This window comes from Pseudomonas sp. So3.2b, assembly GCF_019464415.1.
In the GTDB taxonomy this organism is placed as follows: domain Bacteria; phylum Pseudomonadota; class Gammaproteobacteria; order Pseudomonadales; family Pseudomonadaceae; genus Aquipseudomonas; species Aquipseudomonas shahriarae.
Map to the genome: position 1 here is coordinate 210,369 of NZ_CP080494.1, position 18,315 is coordinate 228,683.

21 protein-coding genes and 1 pseudogene are annotated in these 18,315 nt (G+C 52.7%); 12 read left to right on the forward strand and 10 right to left on the reverse strand.

Annotation, left to right across the window (positions count from 1 at the left end):
• Window positions 1–319: 319 nt before the first annotated feature.
• Window positions 320–1,708, reverse strand: a complete 1,389-nt coding sequence (gene copS, locus K1X80_RS00945) for a copper resistance membrane spanning protein CopS (RefSeq protein WP_032856638.1) — start codon at window positions 1,706–1,708, stop codon at window positions 320–322.
• Window positions 1,705–2,400, reverse strand: a complete 696-nt coding sequence (locus K1X80_RS00950) for a heavy metal response regulator transcription factor (RefSeq protein ID WP_032856637.1) — start codon at window positions 2,398–2,400, stop codon at window positions 1,705–1,707. The genes copS and K1X80_RS00950 overlap by 4 nt, the downstream gene beginning before the upstream one ends.
• A gap of 206 nt (window positions 2,401–2,606) precedes the next feature.
• Here K1X80_RS00950 and K1X80_RS00955 point away from each other — a divergent pair, with 206 nt between their 5' ends.
• The 5 genes from K1X80_RS00955 (at window position 2,607) to K1X80_RS00975 (ending at window position 6,673) form a co-directional block, all read left to right on the forward strand.
• Complete coding sequence (locus K1X80_RS00955; RefSeq protein ID WP_019334912.1) at window positions 2,607–2,960, forward strand: co-regulatory protein PtrA N-terminal domain-containing protein; 354 nt, start codon at window positions 2,607–2,609, stop codon at window positions 2,958–2,960.
• A 163-nt stretch (window positions 2,961–3,123) separates the two neighbouring features.
• A complete protein-coding gene (locus K1X80_RS00960; protein WP_019334911.1) occupies window positions 3,124–3,660 on the forward strand; it encodes a plastocyanin/azurin family copper-binding protein in 537 nt (178 codons plus the stop codon).
• A gap of 95 nt (window positions 3,661–3,755) precedes the next feature.
• Complete coding sequence (locus K1X80_RS00965) at window positions 3,756–4,001, forward strand: DUF2933 domain-containing protein (RefSeq protein ID WP_050587200.1); 246 nt, start codon at window positions 3,756–3,758, stop codon at window positions 3,999–4,001.
• A gap of 2 nt (window positions 4,002–4,003) precedes the next feature.
• Complete coding sequence (locus K1X80_RS00970; RefSeq protein ID WP_080761981.1) at window positions 4,004–6,361, forward strand: heavy metal translocating P-type ATPase; 2,358 nt, start codon at window positions 4,004–4,006, stop codon at window positions 6,359–6,361.
• Window positions 6,362–6,472: 111 nt separating this feature from the next.
• Complete coding sequence (locus tag K1X80_RS00975) at window positions 6,473–6,673, forward strand: heavy-metal-associated domain-containing protein (RefSeq protein ID WP_074321237.1); 201 nt, start codon at window positions 6,473–6,475, stop codon at window positions 6,671–6,673.
• 30 nt (window positions 6,674–6,703) lie between these two features.
• On the opposite strand, the gene flgB is transcribed toward K1X80_RS00975, so the two are convergent.
• Window positions 6,704–7,117 (reverse strand): flagellar basal body rod protein FlgB, encoded by a 414-nt coding sequence (flgB, locus tag K1X80_RS00980; RefSeq protein WP_080761982.1) that lies wholly within the window; start codon window positions 7,115–7,117, stop codon window positions 6,704–6,706.
• Between the two features lie 392 nt (window positions 7,118–7,509).
• Here flgB and K1X80_RS28020 point away from each other — a divergent pair, with 392 nt between their 5' ends.
• From K1X80_RS28020 to K1X80_RS01000, 5 genes are all read left to right on the forward strand, one after another.
• On the forward strand, window positions 7,510–7,716 hold the full coding sequence (locus K1X80_RS28020; protein WP_032856636.1) for a co-regulatory protein PtrA N-terminal domain-containing protein: 207 nt from the start codon (window positions 7,510–7,512) through the stop codon (window positions 7,714–7,716).
• A 178-nt stretch (window positions 7,717–7,894) separates the two neighbouring features.
• Window positions 7,895–9,823, forward strand: a complete 1,929-nt coding sequence (locus K1X80_RS00985; protein WP_032856635.1) for a copper resistance system multicopper oxidase — start codon at window positions 7,895–7,897, stop codon at window positions 9,821–9,823.
• 12 nt (window positions 9,824–9,835) lie between these two features.
• Window positions 9,836–10,081 carry a hypothetical protein gene (locus K1X80_RS00990; RefSeq protein ID WP_099170805.1) on the forward strand — a complete coding sequence of 82 codons (246 nt, stop codon included), beginning with the start codon at window positions 9,836–9,838 and terminating at the stop codon, window positions 10,079–10,081.
• Window positions 10,053–11,054 carry a copper resistance protein B gene (locus tag K1X80_RS00995; RefSeq protein WP_032856634.1) on the forward strand — a complete coding sequence of 334 codons (1,002 nt, stop codon included), beginning with the start codon at window positions 10,053–10,055 and terminating at the stop codon, window positions 11,052–11,054. The genes K1X80_RS00990 and K1X80_RS00995 overlap by 29 nt, the downstream gene beginning before the upstream one ends.
• Window positions 11,055–11,216: 162 nt before the next feature.
• The gene (locus K1X80_RS01000; RefSeq protein ID WP_032856633.1) at window positions 11,217–11,684 is read left to right on the forward strand and encodes a DUF411 domain-containing protein; all 468 of its coding nucleotides are present in this window, start codon (window positions 11,217–11,219) and stop codon (window positions 11,682–11,684) included.
• Between the two features lie 319 nt (window positions 11,685–12,003).
• On the opposite strand, the gene K1X80_RS01005 is transcribed toward K1X80_RS01000, so the two are convergent.
• From K1X80_RS01005 to K1X80_RS01015, 3 genes are read right to left on the reverse strand one after another with little or no spacing between them, the layout of a single operon-like run.
• Window positions 12,004–12,186, reverse strand: coding sequence for a DUF1289 domain-containing protein (locus K1X80_RS01005; protein ID WP_017341650.1), 183 nt, complete (start codon window positions 12,184–12,186; stop codon window positions 12,004–12,006).
• 43 nt (window positions 12,187–12,229) lie between these two features.
• Window positions 12,230–13,195, reverse strand: a complete 966-nt coding sequence (dmeF, locus tag K1X80_RS01010) for a CDF family Co(II)/Ni(II) efflux transporter DmeF (protein WP_032856632.1) — start codon at window positions 13,193–13,195, stop codon at window positions 12,230–12,232.
• Between the two features lie 11 nt (window positions 13,196–13,206).
• Window positions 13,207–13,482 (reverse strand): metal/formaldehyde-sensitive transcriptional repressor, encoded by a 276-nt coding sequence (locus K1X80_RS01015; RefSeq protein ID WP_025992775.1) that lies wholly within the window; start codon window positions 13,480–13,482, stop codon window positions 13,207–13,209.
• Window positions 13,483–13,841: 359 nt separating this feature from the next.
• On the opposite strand from K1X80_RS01015, the gene K1X80_RS01020 reads away from it, so the two are divergent.
• The gene (locus K1X80_RS01020; protein ID WP_032856631.1) at window positions 13,842–15,152 is read left to right on the forward strand and encodes an MFS transporter; all 1,311 of its coding nucleotides are present in this window, start codon (window positions 13,842–13,844) and stop codon (window positions 15,150–15,152) included.
• 41 nt (window positions 15,153–15,193) lie between these two features.
• Here K1X80_RS01020 and K1X80_RS01025 read toward each other — a convergent pair whose 3' ends face one another.
• The 4 genes and pseudogenes from K1X80_RS01025 to K1X80_RS01040 all read right to left on the reverse strand — a co-directional run bounded on the left by K1X80_RS01025 (window position 15,194) and on the right by K1X80_RS01040 (window position 17,826).
• A complete protein-coding gene (locus tag K1X80_RS01025; protein ID WP_050593284.1) occupies window positions 15,194–15,937 on the reverse strand; it encodes a TraX family protein in 744 nt (247 codons plus the stop codon).
• Window positions 15,934–16,371 carry a YqaA family protein gene (locus K1X80_RS01030; protein ID WP_032856630.1) on the reverse strand — a complete coding sequence of 146 codons (438 nt, stop codon included), beginning with the start codon at window positions 16,369–16,371 and terminating at the stop codon, window positions 15,934–15,936. Before K1X80_RS01030 ends, K1X80_RS01025 begins: the two co-directional genes overlap by 4 nt.
• 12 nt (window positions 16,372–16,383) lie before the next feature.
• Window positions 16,384–17,519: pseudogene (locus K1X80_RS01035) on the reverse strand (nickel/cobalt efflux protein RcnA).
• A gap of 7 nt (window positions 17,520–17,526) precedes the next feature.
• Window positions 17,527–17,826 carry a metal-sensing transcriptional repressor gene (locus K1X80_RS01040; protein ID WP_032856629.1) on the reverse strand — a complete coding sequence of 100 codons (300 nt, stop codon included), beginning with the start codon at window positions 17,824–17,826 and terminating at the stop codon, window positions 17,527–17,529.
• 127 nt (window positions 17,827–17,953) lie between these two features.
• On the opposite strand from K1X80_RS01040, the gene K1X80_RS01045 reads away from it, so the two are divergent.
• Window positions 17,954–18,292 (forward strand): hypothetical protein, encoded by a 339-nt coding sequence (locus tag K1X80_RS01045; protein ID WP_229752137.1) that lies wholly within the window; start codon window positions 17,954–17,956, stop codon window positions 18,290–18,292.
• Window positions 18,293–18,315: the final 23 nt, after the last annotated feature.

Genomic DNA, 18,315 nt, shown 5'->3' on the forward strand with positions numbered 1-18,315 from the left:
AGCTGTTGATTCTAGGTTTTTGATGAGTATCTAGTTATTACTTTTACGCTTATTAAAAACACTGGCGAGCTACCTAGCAAATTCCGTGTTCTAGGGCGGGCTGGACAGGAATAATCACAAGAATTCCAACGTCACAGCGCAAGTACACGATGCCACACGAACGCAAACTATTCGATTACATTTCAGTCAGCTTGGACCTGCTTTGGGACGCTGAATTTCTTGAAAAAATGGTTAAAACGGGCTTCCGTTTTGCGACGTTCACACCGTGAAAACCGTTCGCAAGACCACATAGCTGCTCGGGTGTATATGGTGTCGTTGATTAGGCATTTTCTGCACTCGCACATGGGAGCTGTATATGAAAGGCTGTTTTTCCATCTGACGACGTGCACCATATCTTGCCGCCATGCGACTCGATAATGGATCGAGTGATTGATAAGCCTAGCCCCGCATTACTTGGGTTTCCTTCTCTACGAGCGGGGTCCACTCGATAAAATCGATCAAACAGTTTTTCAAGGTGCTCAGGAGCGATAGGTTCTCCAGGGTTTTCCACGGAGACAGAGATTGACGTCCCTTCCTGCCTTATATCGACGCTGATACATTTCCCTGCGGGGGTGTACCGGAGGGCATTCGAGAGCAGATTAGAGATAGCCCTGTCGAGCATAAGAACGTCACCTCGGACGCTGCCCCTCCCTGTCACCTTAAGGTCGATGCCTTGCTCATCAGCCAACAAGCGGTAGTACTCGAGTAATTTTTCTACTAGCGCTACCAAGTCTATCGGTTTGTTTTCATGAGTAATCAGACCATTATCTGATTTCGCTAGAAAAAGCATGTCATCGATCATCCGCCCCATACGCTTCAGGTCATCAAGATTCGAATACAAGTTGTCTTCGTAATCTTCAATATTCCTTTTTCGAGAAAGCACCACTTCGGTGTGTGTCATCAAATTGCTGACTGGTGTTCGTAGTTCGTGAGCAATGTCCGCAGAGAAGTTTGATAAGCGAACAAATGCATCGTCAAGTCTAGATAACATTGCATTGAAAGAAAGCACCATCTGCTGAAGCTCTTTAGGCACGGCCGCTAAAGGAATCCGTTCTTTGAGCGATTTAGCAGACATTGACGCAGCGACTTGAGTAACCTGGCGAATAGGTCTTAGTCCACTGCTCGCGACCATCCAGCCCAGCGCCGCACTGACCAGCGCGCTTATAAACAACCCTATCAAAAACCAGCGTTCAAGCGTCTCAAAGAACGCCATATGTTGCGTAACGTCAAAGATCAACATAACGGTCAGCGGTTTTTCTTGTCCAGTCACAATCGCCTGCGCCGTTATTCCCCGGAACGTTTGCTCATCATCACGCCACTCCCAAACGTTGTTGTTTGAGGTCGTGCGAAAGTCTTCAGGAATATCGATTGGACCTGGATCAGCAAAAAGGGTCTTGCCGTGACCATCGAAGATCAGGGCTATCAAATCTCGGTGAGCACCCAGCAGCGCCTCCAACTCAGGCTTAACATCACTGAACTGGTCAATGCTACTCAATCCCGTCAAAATTCTTTGGGTCGAGTGTAGCTTCTCGTTTAGCGCCTGCTGATCTAGCATTTTGAAATGATGCCGGCTAAGGCTGTTAAAACTGAGTCCAGCGACGGTGAGCACCGCCGTTACAGCTAGCATGAACATCAGGCTCATGCGGGTAGTCAGAGACATTCGCTTCATTCCAGCCCCGTCCCAGAATCCGGCGCATCTAGCATGTAGCCCATGCCTCGGGAGGTGTGGATAAGCTTGACCTCAAAATCATCATCAATCTTTGCTCTGAGCCGCCTTACGGCGACCTCGATGACGTTCGTATCGCTGTCGAAGTTCATGTCCCACACCTGGGAAGCGATAAGCGACTTAGGCAGCACCTCACCTCGACGACGGAGCAGCAATTCGAGTAACGCAAACTCTTTGGCCGTGAGATATATACGTTTGCCTCCACGGACAACCCTGCGCTTGAGCAGGTCAACCTCAAGATCAGCCAATTTCATATGAGTTTGGGAGGGGGCTGTACTCCCTCTTCGCAGCAGCGTTCTGACGCGGGCAAGCAATTCAGAAAAAGCGAAGGGTTTTATGAGGTAATCGTCTGCCCCCAGCTCAAGTCCTTTGACGCGATCCTCGACGCGGTCTCGCGCCGTGAGAAAAAGCACGGGGACATTTTTTCCGGATGCCCGCACCTTCTGAAGTACTTCCCATCCGTCCAGCCCAGGCATCATCACATCGAGAATCAGCAGGTCATAAGCCTCGCTCAACGCGTGTTGAAGCGCCTCCTTACCATTGGTAAAGCGATCAACATTGAACCCTGCCTCAGCAAGACCTTGCTGCAAATAAATGCCTATTTTGGGTTCGTCTTCCGCAACCAGAAGTCTCATGGGGGTGGCTCTCGAATGATTGTGATGATGAGTCTGCAAGGAAATGCTTCTGCCAACCAGCAACTGACAGAAAAGTAATATTGGCTTCAGGTAGATGTCAGCGAGTGCTGTCTAGGGTTCGAGCATGGGTACTCCCTAGTACTCGACCGACGCCTCCGCATGAAACCTTGGGGGAGCCGGAAAACAGATCAAAAAGGAGCTTCCTCATGAATCATCTAAAAATCCTTTTCTTTGTGGGTTCGATACTCATCTCAGCGTCTGCTTTGGCTGAAGGTGGCGCAGATCGGATTGCGGAGCGTATGGAAAGCCTACGCGACAAAGCAGAAGCGACCTTGGTGCAAGCTGAAAAAGCCCCAGAGGGAGAGCGCCATGTACACATGGCCGAGCATATGAAACTGCTGGGCGAAATCATGAACCAACTCCATCAGGATCACCCAAAAGCATCAATGTCGCCTCAGGAACATCTTTCCTGGATGGAAAAGCACGACGCTATGGTTGATGACGTTTTGAACCAAATGCAGCGCGAACACAAACTGATGCTTTCTGAGAACCATCAGTAACCGGGTACCTCCGATGGGCTGTTTGATCCGCTCGGTTGGTACGGCGTCATATGCGCGCCGTACTACTCTTGGAAACTGACAGAAATGTAGTGTTCACGTCAGTTAGCTGGCAGCTCTATCCGTTTAGCATAGCTAGTGTTTTCCATTTGCTCTTGAGGTCATCATGAAAGCTAAGCTCGTTACCCCAGTTATTGCGGCGATCACCTTATTCTTCGGTGCGACGGCCATGGCAGACGTAGGTCATGGCAAAGAGGACATCGGCCAGCCTGGCGTCGCTTCTGCGGTGACCCGTACGGTAGATGTGGAGATGGGTGATATTTTCTTCATGCCTAAAAACATCGATGTGAAGCCTGGTGAGACTATTCGTTTTGTCCTTCGTAATAAGGGCGCACTGCTGCACGAATTCAATATCGGCCAAGCCGCCGCTCATGCGGCGCACCAAAAAGAAATGGCGAGCATGTTCCAGAATGGAACGCTTACACCCACCGGGTCAGGGAAAATGACGGGCAGCATGGGTCACAGCATGGGAGGGATGAAGATGGTTGGAATGGAACACAACGACCCGAACAGCATGCTGATCGAGCCAGGAGCAACAAAGGAATTGATCTGGACCTTCAACAATACAACTGGACTTCAATTTGCCTGCAACGTGCCAGGTCATTACCAGTCTGGGATGGTCGGTCAATTTGACCTGAAGTGAGCCTGAACTGACCGCTAAACCCGCGTCTCCTCAAGAGTTGGCTACGCTCTGAGGCAGACATCAGAGCAATTCGCTCACACGCTGGGGTCTAGATCATGAATAACCATCAGCATCCGGCTGGAAGCATCACCACCCCATTTTGGACGCGCAAAACAGGCGTTGTGCTGATTATGTTCATTGTGATCGGCGCCTTCTACGTGGTGCGGGAGCATTTCAGCCACGTCTATCCATACTTGCCCTATCTCATTCTGTTGATCTGTCCATTGATGCATTTTTTTGGGCATGGACATGGCGCACATGACCATGGCAATCAGGCGCAAGCCAACAAGGAAGAGAAATAGCTATGCCCAATAAACCGAGCCACCACGATCACGGTCCTACCCACGCAGCCTCGCCCCCTGACGCTGATCTACGTGACCCGGTGTGCGGCATGACGATTACGCCTCCAAGTAAATTTGGCGAGTCTTATCAGGGACAGATTTATCAGTTTTGCAGCCAGAAATGCCAAGAGAAATTTCGGGCAGCTCCAGAGCACTACAGCGGTATTCATCCCAGCACTGAACCCAGCATCGCGGCTACAGAGCCCGCGCTCCAAGTAGCCACTGAATTTACCTGCCCGATGCACCCGGAAATAAAACAGCCAGGGCCCGGCAATTGCCCAAAATGTGGCATGACATTAGAACCTGTCATTCCGGCGCTAGATGACGATGACAAAACCGAGCTCCGTGATTTCGCGCGCCGCTTTTGGTGGTCTCTGCCTTTAACCGTGATAGTGACCGTTCTAGCCATGGCGGGCCATTCATTACAACTCTTCCATGGCTCGGTTCAAAACTGGATCGAGTTTGCTCTTGCGACACCGGTCACCTTATGGGCAGGGTGGCCCTTTTTTGTAAGGGGCATAGCATCTGTTAGAAATCGCAGTCCAAATATGTGGACTCTGATAGGTTTGGGTACTTCCGCAGCTTATCTTTACAGCGTCGCAGCAACCCTCTTTCCCCAAAGTTTTCCCACCACCTTCATGCAAGATGGACGCATCGGCGTTTACTTCGAAGCCGCTGCAGTCATCATCTCGCTCACCTTGCTTGGGCAGATTCTTGAGCTAAAAGCACGGTCACAAACCTCCGCCGCCATTAAGTCCCTTCTAGGCCTATCTCCCAAAACTGCACGCAAGATCAACGCCGATGGTCAGGAGGAAGACATTCCTCTTACCCATGTTCACTTGGGCGACCATTTGCGGGTCAGACCTGGTGAAAAGGTGCCAGTTGATGGCTCTGTGCTCGAGGGAGAAAGTGCGGTGGATGAGTCCATGCTCACTGGTGAACCTGTGCCGGTAATGAAAAGACCAGGGGATAGTTTGATCGGCGCCACGCTTAATACTCACGGGAGCTTGGTGATGGAGGCGCAAAAGGTCGGCGCCGACACCATGCTATCGCAGATAGTGCAAATGGTTGCTCTAGCCCAACGCTCCAAAGCGCCAATGCAAAGAATGGCCGACTCGATCGCCGGCTACTTTGTGATGGGGGTTATCGCGATTGCGTTGCTGACATTCTTAGGCTGGGGACTATTCGGCCCGGAACCCAGCTGGGTCTTCGGCCTGATCAACGCTGTCGCCGTACTTATCATCGCTTGCCCCTGTGCACTTGGTCTCGCAACGCCCATGTCGATCATGGTTTCGACGGGTAAAGCGGCCAGTATGGGTGTGCTGTTCAGGGACGCCAGTGCTATTGAAAACCTTTGCAAGATCGACACGCTGATTGTCGATAAAACGGGGACCCTGACAGAGGGACGGCCGGTATTTCACAGTGTGGAGGCCACACCAGATTTCAACCCACACGATGTTCTTCAACTGGCCGCTAGCCTTGATCAAGGCAGCGAACATCCTTTGGCGCACGCCATCGTCGATCACGCCCGAACTGAAAATATCGCGCTCACCAAGCCTGAATCGTTTGAGTCCGGGTCTGGGATTGGAGTCAGTGGCCTTGTTGATGGCAAGAAGGTACAGCTGGGCAACACAGCACTGATGGACGCTGCCGGTGTAAGCACTAAGGTCTTACAGTACCGTGCAGAGTTGTTGCGCCTTGAAGGCATCAGCATCATCTATCTAGCAGTTGACGGGGTTCTGGCAGGATTACTGGCGGTCTCAGATCCGATAAAACCGACCTCCAAAGAAGCAGTCACCAAGCTTAAAGCTGATAACGTAAAAATCATCATGGCCACCGGAGACGGGCTCACCACCGCACGTGCTGTCGCCAAGGAGATGGGTATTGAAGAGGTTCATGGAGAAGTTAAACCTCAGGACAAAGAGCGCCTGGTGGCGGACCTCCAGCGATACGGTCGAAAGGTTGCCATGGCCGGCGACGGTATCAACGACGCACCGGCCTTGGCGCGTGCAGATGTGGGCATTGCCATGGGTACAGGGACTGATGTCGCGATGAATAGCGCTCAGCTCACGCTGGTAAAAGGCGACCTGATGGGGATTCTACGGGCACGGGCACTTTCGGTTGCGACAGTAAAAAACATGCGGCAAAACTTGGGTTTCGCCTTCCTTTACAACTCAATGGGTATTCCCTTGGCCGCAGGCCTACTCTATCCGCTGACGGGGCACCTACTGTCGCCAATGATCGCTGCGTTAGCCATGAGCGTCAGTTCTGCGTCTGTAGTTTTCAATGCTTTGAGACTGAGGAATACCCATATAGCTTGAGCGAAACCGTTGCTCGCACCCCACAAAACATAACTCTTGACCTTACCGCGGTGTCAACGTTGATGCTGTCATCGCGGTGAAAAGAGACCGCTCAGCACAAGAGGAATAACCATGTTCGTCTTAAACGTATCAGGCATTGGTTGCGGTAGCTGCGTCAGCAAAATCACTAAAGCGATTCAATCGTTGGACAGCGAGGCTAAAGTTTCCGTGGATCGCGCGGCAGGTAAGGTAAGCGTTGAAAGTAGCGAAAACCCAGAGCAAGTTCGTAAAGCTGTCGAATCACTCGGTTTCCCATCGCAAATCAGCGCTTAAGGCGCTGATTTCATTGTTGGGTAAATTTTACTAATCACCTCGCAGAGCTTTAAGCAGCCCCTTAAATGCTCCGTTCAATCTATTAAAAGCGCTTTCAAAATGAATTTCGTTCTCAGTAAACTTTGCAACTTCAAGCTGTGCATCCACAGTATTTTGATCAATTGAAGGTTGGTAAGGCGTGCTGTAAAACAAAGCATCACGTTGACCATCACTTGCTGATTCGTTAATGGCAATATGTTTTATGTTTGTTGTTTTCAAAGAGAATGGAGAATTCAAGCCTCGTGTTGTCTGGCTGGCGAGCACAGCAGAAAACTCCAAATCTCTAGCCTTAAAGTTAGGAGTATCGGCGTTAGCGATATTATTGCTAAGTACCTCGGCTCTTTGGCTGCGATAAACTAACGCTCTTTCGGCGGAGCCAAGCGCTTTTTCAAAATTAATGCTCACAAGCGGCCACCTTCCGTTACGCTACTATTTCCAATTTTCACCTATATCAAACACTTATGTGTTGAATGTGGTGCGTCTAAGTCGACTTATAACTCCGGTGCAAATTCAAAAAACGTCAAGCCCTGTGAAAGTGACCGAAAGCACAGAACACCGAACGGCTAAATTTTAGGAGATTGGTTTCAGCGAACTCCGACAGTGGATAGACCATACGGATTAAGTACATCGCACCTCAAGAGAAATATCGGAACCTGACACAACTGTAATATTGGCCTAAGCTGCCTGACAGGGAATCAGTCTTATAGTCTTATTGAGCCTTAAGCTCTTCCCTGAGCATCAACTTTGTTGTGGATTCAGGGGCTACCATCTATCAGAGGAAACCCAAATGAACCCTATTGAACCCTATCAAAACCTTGTTCGTCATCGCTGCTCTGACCGTATCTTCTTTTGCTATGGCTGAAGGCGGAGGTGACCGCACTTTCGAACGTATGGAAGCGGCCAGGAGTAACTCGATGGAATCGTACCAAGTAGCCCAAACGAAAAATGCCCAGCCTCCTGTCGCGGAAAGCAAAGCCAGGGCGATGGACCACAAAAATTGCTAAATATTTGAGCTACGCTCACAAGCTGACAGAAATGTAATCACTGTGGTGGTTTAAATGTGGCAACTTCTGAGCTCGCTTACCGTTTGAGTTCGTCTTTTGTAACGGTGAGTGAGTCTCATCCAGACAATTCATTTGTTGTTTCGCGCGGCTTCCCTTTTGACTGATTGGACATAACGGCATGCACTCCAAAACCTCTAGGCGGACATTCGTGAAAGGCTTGGCCGCTGGTGGCATTCTCGGCGGCCTTGGCCTTTGGCGCACTCCTGTATGGGCGGTGACAAGTCCTGGTATGCCGAGCGTACTCTCCGGTAACGAATTTGATCTGTTTATTGGTGAAAGCCCTGTAAACATCACAGGCTCGCCTCGCACAGCTATGACCATCAACGGATCATTGCCCGGACCTTTGCTGCGTTGGCGTGAGGGGGAGACCGTCACTCTGCGTGTAAAAAACCGTCTAGACCAAGACACATCAATCCATTGGCACGGGATCATCCTACCCGCCAACATGGACGGTGTGCCTGGCTTGAGCTTCCATGGCATCGCACCCGATGGCATGTACGAATACAAATTCAAGCTTCATCAGAACGGAACCTACTGGTATCACAGCCACTCGGGTTTGCAGGAGCAGGCAGGCGTTTACGGTCCAATCGTCATCGATTCGAAAGAACCTGAACCGTTTCAATACGATCGCGACTACGTGGTGATGTTGACTGACTGGACCGACGAAGATCCCAGTCGCGTTATGGCGAAGCTCAAGAAACAATCGGGCTATTACAACCATCACAAGCGCACCGTCGGAGACTTCATAGACGATGTCAGCAGCAAAGGTTGGTCTTCGACGGTAGCAGATCGAAAGATGTGGGCTGAGATGAACATGAGTCCTACTGACCTCGGCGATGTCAGCGCGGATACCTATACCTATCTCATGAATGGCCAGGCACCCAACGGTAACTGGACTGGTATTTTCAAACCGGGTGAGAAACTCCGTCTGCGCTTTATCAACGGCTCCGCCATGAGCTATTTCGACGTCCGCATTCCTGGGTTGAAGATGACCGTGGTTGCCGCAGACGGTCAACATGTCAAGCCGGTGAGCGTCGACGAGTTTCGTATTGCGGTAGCTGAAACATATGACGTTATTGTGGAGACTGCTACTGATGAGGCTTACACCATCTTCGCTCAGTCTATGGATCGCACAGGTTACGCCAGCGGAACACTTGCAGTGCGTGACGGCCTAAAGGCACCGATACCTGCGATTGACCCACGTCCTATAGTAACTATGGATGACATGGGGATGGGCGGTATGGCTGGTATGGACCATGGCAGCTCGGGTGGAATGGGCGGCGGCGACATGGCCGGCATGGATCACAGCAAGATGGCAGGGATGAACCAAGGTGACATGACCGGGATGACCGGCATGGACAGCGGTGACATGACTAACATGGCTGGCATGGACCACAGCAAGATGGCTGGCATGGACAAAGGCGACATGTCCAACATGGCTGGCATGGACCACAGCAAGATGGCAGGAATGGGCAGTGGCGATATGTCAGGGATGGCTGGCATGGGCGGTATGGGTGGAGAAATGCAGACTCACCCAGCCTCTGAAACCAACAATCCCTTGGTTGACATGCAAGCCATGAGTCCAACGCCAAAGCTGAACGATCCTGGCATAGGCTTGCGGAACAATGGTCGTCGAGTGCTCACTTACTCCGACTTGAAAAGCACTTTCCAAGATCCTGACGGCCGCGAGCCAAATCGTACCATCGAGCTTCACCTGACCGGTCACATGGAGAAGTTTTCGTGGTCGTTCAACGGCATCAAATTCTCTGACGCCGAACCGCTGCGCCTGAAGTATGGCGAGCGTCTGCGCATCACCTTGGTGAACGACACCATGATGACCCACCCCATCCACCTTCACGGCATGTGGAGTGACCTCGAGGATGAGAACGGCAAGTTCATGGTGCGCAAGCACACGATTGATATGCCACCAGGTACCAAACGCAGCTATCGAGTCACCGCTGATGCCTTAGGCCGCTGGGCATATCACTGCCATCTGCTTTTCCATATGGAAATGGGCATGTTCCGTGAAGTACGGGTTGATGAGTAAAGGAGACGATCTGTGAGCACATACCTAAATCGTAATTCCCTCGTGGGTTGCCTCTTTGCCGCTGTCCTGCTGAGTGGACTCTCGTCCACGGTGCTGGCAGAGGAAAATGGCAGCGATCATTCAACCACTGTTCCTGCTACAGCAACGGACAAGCCAGCAGCGGCAAACGATTCGAAGCTAGATCACGGGTCAATGGACCATAGCAAGATGAGCCATGAGTCGATGGATCATGACCAAAAAACCAAAAAGGCAGATTGAGATCATGACCAGTAAGTTTTTACGCCCAACGCTGATGGCACTTGCAGTCTCCACCGGTCCAGCATTCTTTTTTATGGCTCAAGCCGCTGAAGAGATGGATCCGTCGATGGCGATGCCATCAAGTGCGGACGCAAAGCCTTCAACTGCACAAAAATCCAAACCAGCCAAAGCGAAAGATGCCGCGATGGATCACAGCAAGATGAGCATGGATAACGGGCAAATGGACGGTATGCAAAGCATGGATGGAGGGGCGACTACCACAAGCCGAACCCCGATCCCCGTACTTACCGACGCTGACCGGGCCGCCGCTTTTCCAGACGTACCAGGCCATGGTGTGCACGATAAAAAAATTAACTCGTTCATCCTCCTGGATAAATTTGAGTACCAAGACGCTGACAACGGCAGTGCGCTGGCTTGGGATGCAAAAGGGTGGATCGGCGGTGACGTCGACCGCCTCTGGTTGCGTTCGGAAGGTGAACGTACAAATGGCGTAACCGAAAACGCTGAACTTCAGGCTCTGTGGGGACACGCCATCGGTCCATGGTGGGATGTCGTCACCGGTATTCGACAAGATTTCAAACCCGGGTCACCTCAAACCTGGGGAGCGCTCGGTATTCAGGGCATGGCCCTCTATAACTTTGAAGCTGAAGCGACTGCTTATATTGGTGAGAACGGTCAAACCGCTGCTCGATTTGAAGGCGATTACGACATCCTGTTGACCAATCGCCTGATCTTGCAGCCGACCGCCGAAGTAAACTTGTACGGGAAAAATGATCCTCAGCGCGGCATAGGATCTGGATTGGCCAACACCGAACTAGGCCTGCGGTTGCGCTACGAAATTACTCGTCAATTCGCACCCTACATTGGTGTTAGCTGGAATCGCTCATACGGTAAAACGGCTGACCTGGCCAGCGATGAAGGGGAAAAAACAAACGAGGCCCGATTTGTAGCTGGTATTCGGATGTGGTTCTGAGCGATTTGAGCACTAGCCCTACGGATTCAAATGATCGGGGAGTTGGCTCCCCGACTCTAAAGTAGATCCTTCAATGTAACCTTTGCAGCGGCATAAACGCTTGAGTGGGGTTCTATTGCTTCATGGAACATCTCGCCGTCTCCGAGGGAAAAGGAAATATTCATGACAGGTAGCTTCCGACTTTCAAGTCGATTTCTGCGTATCGCAACATTCGCCGCGCTGTTCATTGGCTCAACGGCTCAAGCGGCGCAGGCCCTCACCATCGATGTGCATCGTGATGCAAACTGCGGATGTTGCAAAAAATGGATTCAGCATCTTGAGGCCAATGGCTTCACCGTCATCGATCATGAAGAAACCAACATGAGTGCTCTCAAACTAGATCTGGGTGTCGCTCCACGACTCTCGTCTTGTCACACCGCGATGATCAACGGGAAGTTTGTTGAAGGCCACGTGCCAGCTGAGCAAATAATTGCGATGAGTAAACGCGACGACCTTCTCGGGATCGCTGCTCCTGGCATGCCACCTGGTTCTCCAGGAATGGAAGTCGACGGAGTGCATGAGGCCTACCAGATAATCGGCCTGACCAAAGCTGGCACAGATCAGGTCATTGCTGAGTACCCTCAAAACTAATCCCACCCCATCCCTCCCGTCACAGCATGGTCAGCGTTCATGACCATGCAGCGGGACATGCTCCTTCGATTTCATTCTCAAGCCATGGCTAAAGACGATCAACAGCCGTCGTAAAGGCATGCTTGTGCCTAATCAGATAACCCCGAACCGCAGTCCTCAATAAGAATTTGAGATGACCCCATCCTCCGCATGCTGACAAGCACTGCGCAGTTGATCGCGATAGTGTTAAGTTCGGAGATGGCGTTGCACCCTCAGCGTACCTTCCCGAATCAGGACATCTGTCTCGGCTGAAACAGTAGAAAACGTAAATGACGGTGGCTTAAGAGTTCTTTTTTTGAAGGCTCTTCAGACGCAGGGTCGCGCGTTGTACAGCGGCCATTTTTTCTGGACGCTTCATTCGTTTCCATTTTCTGATGTCTTCCTTGGTGCGACCGCAGCTAACGCACAGTTCGCTGTTCAGCTGGCAAACAGAAATACAGGGATTTTCGATGTCCTTTGCCATTGTTCAATTCCTCGTCGAACTTATGCGTGCTGCGGTTTCATTGCTAAGCCAGAACGGCGATCTGATCGGGTGCGTCAGCGCCCAACTTCGTGCGGTACTCAACTGTCAGATGAGTGATCTCATGAACCGTCGCAAGCCGTTCTCGTATGTTTTCTGCATTGACTGCTGGGCTGCCCAGAACACTCACAATCGCGGCGCGGGCTTGCGGCCCAACCTGCCAGACATGAAGATCAATGATCGAAGCATCTCCCGGTCGCTCAACCAGTTCACGAATCTCTTCAGCGACATGATCATCTGTCTGGTCGAGCAATACACCCGAAGTCACCCGCATCAACGACCAAGCCCAGCGTGCAATCACAACGGCACCCACAATCCCCATTGCAGGGTCGAGCCATACCCAACCAAGGTATCGACCAGCAAGAAGGGCTGCGATGGCCAGAACTGATGTCAGTGCATCTGCAATGACGTGAACGTAAGCAGAGCGCAAATTATTGTCGTGGCCATGCGCATGGTGAGATTCATCGTGATCGTGGTCATGCCCATGGTGATGATCATGACCGCCAGACAGCAAAAGCGCGCTCACCACATTCACTGCTAGTCCGACAATCGCGATTAGAGTCGCTGTCCCGAATTGCACTTGAGTCGGTTGAAAGAGACGAAACAGCGACTCTCCAGCAATTCCCAAGGAAACCAGTCCCAAAATCAGAGCAGAAGCGAAGCCACCCAAGTCTCCCACCTTGCCAGTTCCAAAACTGTAGCGAGCACTTGAGGCATGTCTTTTAGCGTAAGCGTAAGCAGCTGCGGCTATGCCGAGTGCTCCTGCATGCGTTGCCATGTGAAAACCATCGGCAAGCAACGCCATTGAGCCAGTGAGATAACCTGCGGTGATTTCAGCAACCATCATTACGACGGTCAGGGCCACCACCCACAAGGTTCGCTTGGCGTTTTCTTCATGTGATTTCCCAAGGAACATATGGTCGTGGGAATACTCGGCGTACGAATTACTCATCTGGGCAAATCCTATTTGGAATAGCGGCGAATGGCTTCGAGCAGCTCGTCGACACCTTTCGCTCTTTCGTCATTGCTGAGTGTCGGATTCGCGACGTGTTCACGAGCGTGGTCTTCGATAATTTCATCCATCAGCCCATTGATAGCGCCACGGGCAGAAGCGACCAAAAGCAGGGTTTTCGAGCAGTCATCATCAGAGTCGAGTGCTCGCTCAATCGCCTGGACTTGCCCAGCGATTCGCTTTACGCGCTTAAGAAGATTGTCTTTGCTTGATCTCATGTGACTCATACCATACCCCCCCTACCTATTAGAACAATATAATCACACGTTCCAATTGGCCATACAACCCAGGGAGGGAATCCATCCGACCAGCAGCGTTGCAGCATCTGAATGCTGCATTCGAAACATTCAGCACGTCGCCTCGCCGCGCAGTACCAATACAAGCCGTATGGGCGGCCCGGCACTTCAATAATTCGATAGATGGCGTAGCGCCTATCTCTTGAGCTGCCTAGGTCTATGGTTTAGGATCGAACCACATCCCCCCTGGGAGGATGCAGCAATCAACAGAGACGAAACCAGCTGATTGCGTCTCTTCGTGGAAAGTTCGGTAACCACATGGTTACGCACTTCGCTATTTGAGATATTTCATGCTGAAAATCCTAGCCAACCGTACCTACCGCCACCTCTTCTTGGCTCAAGTGATTGCGCTCATTGGGACGGGTCTTGCCACTGTTGCATTAGGCCTATTAGCGTTCGACCTTGCAGGTGCCAATGCGGGCGCTGTGCTCGGTACGGCGTTGGCGATCAAAATGACGGCCTACATTGGCGTTGCGCCAATCGCAGCCGCTTTTGCAGAGCGTTTACCCCGCCGGGCAATGCTGGTCTCTCTGGATCTGGTGCGAGCACTGGTCGCACTGGCTCTTCCGTTTGTGACGGAAGTCTGGCAAATCTACGTGCTGATTTTCGTCCTTCAGTCCGCTTCGGCAGCGTTCACTCCGACGTTCCAGGCGACCATTCCAGACATACTGGTGGATGAAGACGACTACACCCGTGCCTTGTCGCTATCACGTCTGGCCTATGATCTTGAAAGTGTCGCGAGCCCGATGCTTGCCGCTGCACTGTTGACGGTGATCAGCTTCCATAGCCTGTTCGCCGGCACGGTCATTGGGTTCCTTGCCTCAGCGGCCCTAGTCGCCACAGTGCTGCTGCCTAAGGCGAAGCAGATACCACGACGCAGCATCTACGAACGAACCACCCGTGGCATGCGCATATTTCTGGCCACACCTCGCTTGCGAGGGCTGTTGGCTCTCAATCTTACGGTTGCGGCCGCCAGTGCTATGGTCATCGTCAATACGGTGGTGCTGGTGCAGTCGCGCTTCGCTCTGCCGCAGAGTTCTACGGCATTGGCGCTGGCCGCGTTTGGTGGCGGTTCCATGGTGGCGGCCCTGGTCTTGCCTCGACTGTTGAAAAATATCAAAGACCGAACGGCCATGTTGTTTGGTGGAGGAGTATTGGTCGCAGGCTTAGCAGTTGGCATCAACCTAACCACCTATAACTTCCTGCTACCGCTGTGGGTGGTGCTTGGGGTGGGCTACTCCTTGGCTCAAACCCCGAGCGGTCGACTGTTGCGTCGCTCGGCACATGCCGAAGATCGCCCAGCGTTGTTTGCCGCCCAATTTGCGCTATCCCATGCTTGCTGGTTGATTACCTACCCATTGGCGGGATGGTTGGGTGCGAACATCAGCCTCACTGCGTCGTTTGTTGGGCTCGCTGTCGTGGCAGGTAGTGCGCTGGTGGTCAGCATCGTGATCTGGCGTCCAGCTCATGACCAAGACTCTATCAAGCACACCCATGAGAATCTGCCGGGCGATCACACGCACGTCGACGGCCAGGAAGGTGCGGATCACGAACATCCATACGTGATCGATGATCAACATCGCCGATGGCCCAACAAATGATTGTAAGTTCCTAAGATTTGCTAAGGCTAGCTGTCGGACATTCAGACTAGGAGCCGTAGGGCTTGCAGAGCGGCAAGGTGCCCCGGATAGAACCAGTAGCCCCATTGCCCGACCGGCCAGATCTTGAAGGAGAAGGTCTGACGCAGAAGCCAAAGTCCGATCAAGGGGGCCGCGAATGCGGTGCTCAAAGCCAGCATTGAATAGATTTCCAAGTCCAACGCCCTGGTTACGATGCTACTGCGGGTATTGCTCAACAGGCATAGAGCCGCTGGCAGCAGCCAAAGAACACCTGGGTTCTTTATTGCTACTAAGACAGCCGCTGGAACAAGTGCACCGTAGAAGCCGTACATCAGAGGATCATCCAGCACGTAGGCAACTGCAGCGGCCATCAACGCCATAGCGCCGCTCAACAAAGTGCGATGTTGCCACCCCCAGGCAATCACCAGCCCTAACGCCAGGGTAACCAACACGTTGAATGATCCCGAGGTGCTGATGTAGCGATAAGGCACTTCTGAAATGGCGGCGAACAACAGCATCAAGGCGAGGTAGCGTCCGTTCGCAGCAGTCAGCCACTCACCCGGTTTGGAGCGCGCCACGTTGGCCGCAATGGCGAGACAGAACAGCGGAAAAGACAGCCGCCCCAGAATGAACAGATTACTCATCTCCGGCCACACCAAGCGTAAGTGATCGATAACCATGGTCAGCATCGCCAGCCACTTGATCAGATCCAGACTACTGCTTCGGCTCTTGAGTAAGGAATTCTGGGCTGTATGAGCAGTCGTCATACCCACCCCAGTGTGACGGCGGTCAGCACGAGATAACGCACGCCCTTGGCCAGGGTGACAATCAGCAGAAAACTCCAAAGTGGCTCGCGCATGACTCCGGCGACGACTGTCAGCGGATCGCCAATGATCGGCACCCAGCTCAGCAGCAACGACCAGCGCCCGTAGCGCAGGTAGGAGTTCCGGGCCTTTTCAAGCTTGCTCTCGCTCACCGGGAACCAGCGCTTGTGGCGCAATCGCTCAATAGAGCGACCTAGAATCCAGTTCAGCGCCGATCCGAGCACGTTGCCGAAGGTGGCGACCGCCAAAAGCGTAGAAACGACGTACTGGTCGGAAAGCAGCATCCCGACCAGCACAGCTTCAGATTGCATTGGCAGTAACGTGGCGGCACCGAATGCCGCCAGGAACAGACCAACGTAGCTGGTGAGTTCAAACACTCGGACGTCGCCTCATGCGTTCAGGCCGATCCAGCCATGAAAGCCGACGTACAGACCAACACCGATGATCAACACGCTGGACAGGTAAGGTGCACGACGCGCAACGGCGCCCATCCAAGGCCAGCGATTCGAGGCCTGCTTGGCGCCAATAGCGGCTGCTGCACCGACGGTAACCAGTGTGAGCGCCAGACCAATGCTGAAGCACAGGACGAGCACGCCACCCAAGGCGACTTCTTTGATCTGAAGGCAGAGCAGTAGAACGGTGATGGCCGCAGGGCAAGGAATGAGCCCCCCCGTCAAGCCGAACATAATGATCTGTCCCGTGGTGACCTCACGGTTGGTAAAGCGCTTGCGGATATCGTTGGCATGGGCGCGCTCATGCGCATCCTGATAGCCATCAATCGACAACTCCAGGCCTTCCAGTTCGGAATGCGCGTGCCCGTGATCATGCTCTTGGTATTCTAGGTCATAATCATGGGAATGACCCGCATGGCCCAGACTCAAGCGGGCACTGAACTCATGAGGCTCCGGGATATCGACTGCCGACTCCAGGAAGCCTTCGCGCTCGACGAAAGAGAACGATTGAGTGCTGCCGTCCGGACGGGTAGTCATCAGGCGAACATCTGAGGCTGCCCAGGCGTGTCCGGTCAATGTCTTCAGGCGCCAGTGCGGTGGCATGCCTTCTTCGAAGATTGACAGCTCAACACGGCCATGGCTGGTATCGATTCGGTGGGTCTCATCATGATGACCATGGTCATGCTCGTCGTGGTGGTGATCATCACCTTGCTCGAACTTGAACATCTGCTCACCACGCCAGGTACGCCACAACATCCAGAGCGCAATCACAATGATCAGCGCGGAGGACGCGAGCTGGAAGTAAGGTTCTGTGGTTTGAGCATCCAGACCTTTGCCCAGGTACATTCCGCCGATTGCAACCAACCACACCACTGCGGTGTGCGAAAGCGTCGCGGCCAAGCCCAACAAAACGGCCTGTTTGACCGAGCCACGGATAGCCACGATGAAGGCCGCCATCATGGTTTTTGAATGGCCCGGCTCCAGGCCATGTAAGGCACCGAGCAGAATAGCGCTCGGAAAATACAGCCAGGCGTGTGAACCACCTGCTGCAAGAGTTCAGCGAAGTTGGGCATGTCAGACCTAAAGGTACTTGGTGATTTGCTTGAAGGCTTCCAGTGGTGCGCGCTCGCCATTGTTCAACGCCGAGACGGTGTCCTCCAGGCAGTGATCAATGTGATCCTGGATGAGCGTGCGCTTCGCTTGGCACACCGCTTTTTCAACAGCATGCAGCTGCTGGGCGATGTCCACGCACTGACGACCCTCTTCGATCATGGTGATGATGCCGCGTAAATGGCCGTCCGCCCGCTTGAGCCGCTTGATGATTGCTTCATGACTTTGGTGGGTATGCGCATGGCTGTGTTCGTGTTCTTGCTCACTCATGACTTGAGCCTCAGGCCTCAATGAATTAGGCTGGCATCCTATCCCCCCTAGGGGGATGCGGTCAAACGCATCAAAGCCCCACAAAACGAGTTGAAAGCCGAACACTATGTTCAGTAGAACACTGACAATGACGGTGGTAATCGCACTTGCTCTGGCCATGTTTGTGGCTTGGGCCGGGCATACCTATACGTTGTCGGTGACATCGAAACAGCCAGCCTGGGAGATTGCGCAAGATGCCCATCACTCCAATGAGCAGCAGGCAGAGATGTCGAGCGCGAGCTACTCGGATCACTACCACTCGCCGTTGACCCCTGACCATCAGCACGAAACGCCACAGCTCACGTCCGCGTTGAGTTTGGCTGCACAGCCGAAGCTGTCCATACGAGTTGATGCACGCCGATATTCCGTTCCTCGTCCGCCGATTTTCTTGATCGAGCGTCCACCCCGTCCTTCGTTCGCATCCTGACCATGGCCGCACCGCGGCCTTTG

Coding starts and splice junctions, on each gene's coding strand:
- copS (WP_032856638.1), bottom strand. CDS start 1,708: ATGAAGCGAATGTCTCTGACTACCCGCATGAGCCTGATGTTCATGCTA.
- K1X80_RS00950 (WP_032856637.1), bottom strand. CDS start 2,400: ATGAGACTTCTGGTTGCGGAAGACGAACCCAAAATAGGCATTTATTTG.
- K1X80_RS00955 (WP_019334912.1), top strand. CDS start 2,607: ATGAATCATCTAAAAATCCTTTTCTTTGTGGGTTCGATACTCATCTCA.
- K1X80_RS00960 (WP_019334911.1), top strand. CDS start 3,124: ATGAAAGCTAAGCTCGTTACCCCAGTTATTGCGGCGATCACCTTATTC.
- K1X80_RS00965 (WP_050587200.1), top strand. CDS start 3,756: ATGAATAACCATCAGCATCCGGCTGGAAGCATCACCACCCCATTTTGG.
- K1X80_RS00970 (WP_080761981.1), top strand. CDS start 4,004: ATGCCCAATAAACCGAGCCACCACGATCACGGTCCTACCCACGCAGCC.
- K1X80_RS00975 (WP_074321237.1), top strand. CDS start 6,473: ATGTTCGTCTTAAACGTATCAGGCATTGGTTGCGGTAGCTGCGTCAGC.
- K1X80_RS00985 (WP_032856635.1), top strand. CDS start 7,895: ATGCACTCCAAAACCTCTAGGCGGACATTCGTGAAAGGCTTGGCCGCT.
- K1X80_RS00995 (WP_032856634.1), top strand. CDS start 10,053: ATGACCAAAAAACCAAAAAGGCAGATTGAGATCATGACCAGTAAGTTT.
- K1X80_RS01000 (WP_032856633.1), top strand. CDS start 11,217: ATGACAGGTAGCTTCCGACTTTCAAGTCGATTTCTGCGTATCGCAACA.
- K1X80_RS01005 (WP_017341650.1), bottom strand. CDS start 12,186: ATGGCAAAGGACATCGAAAATCCCTGTATTTCTGTTTGCCAGCTGAAC.
- dmeF (WP_032856632.1), bottom strand. CDS start 13,195: ATGAGTAATTCGTACGCCGAGTATTCCCACGACCATATGTTCCTTGGG.
- K1X80_RS01015 (WP_025992775.1), bottom strand. CDS start 13,482: ATGAGTCACATGAGATCAAGCAAAGACAATCTTCTTAAGCGCGTAAAG.
- K1X80_RS01020 (WP_032856631.1), top strand. CDS start 13,842: ATGCTGAAAATCCTAGCCAACCGTACCTACCGCCACCTCTTCTTGGCT.
- K1X80_RS01025 (WP_050593284.1), bottom strand. CDS start 15,937: ATGACGACTGCTCATACAGCCCAGAATTCCTTACTCAAGAGCCGAAGC.
- K1X80_RS01040 (WP_032856629.1), bottom strand. CDS start 17,826: ATGAGTGAGCAAGAACACGAACACAGCCATGCGCATACCCACCAAAGT.
- K1X80_RS01045 (WP_229752137.1), top strand. CDS start 17,954: ATGACGGTGGTAATCGCACTTGCTCTGGCCATGTTTGTGGCTTGGGCC.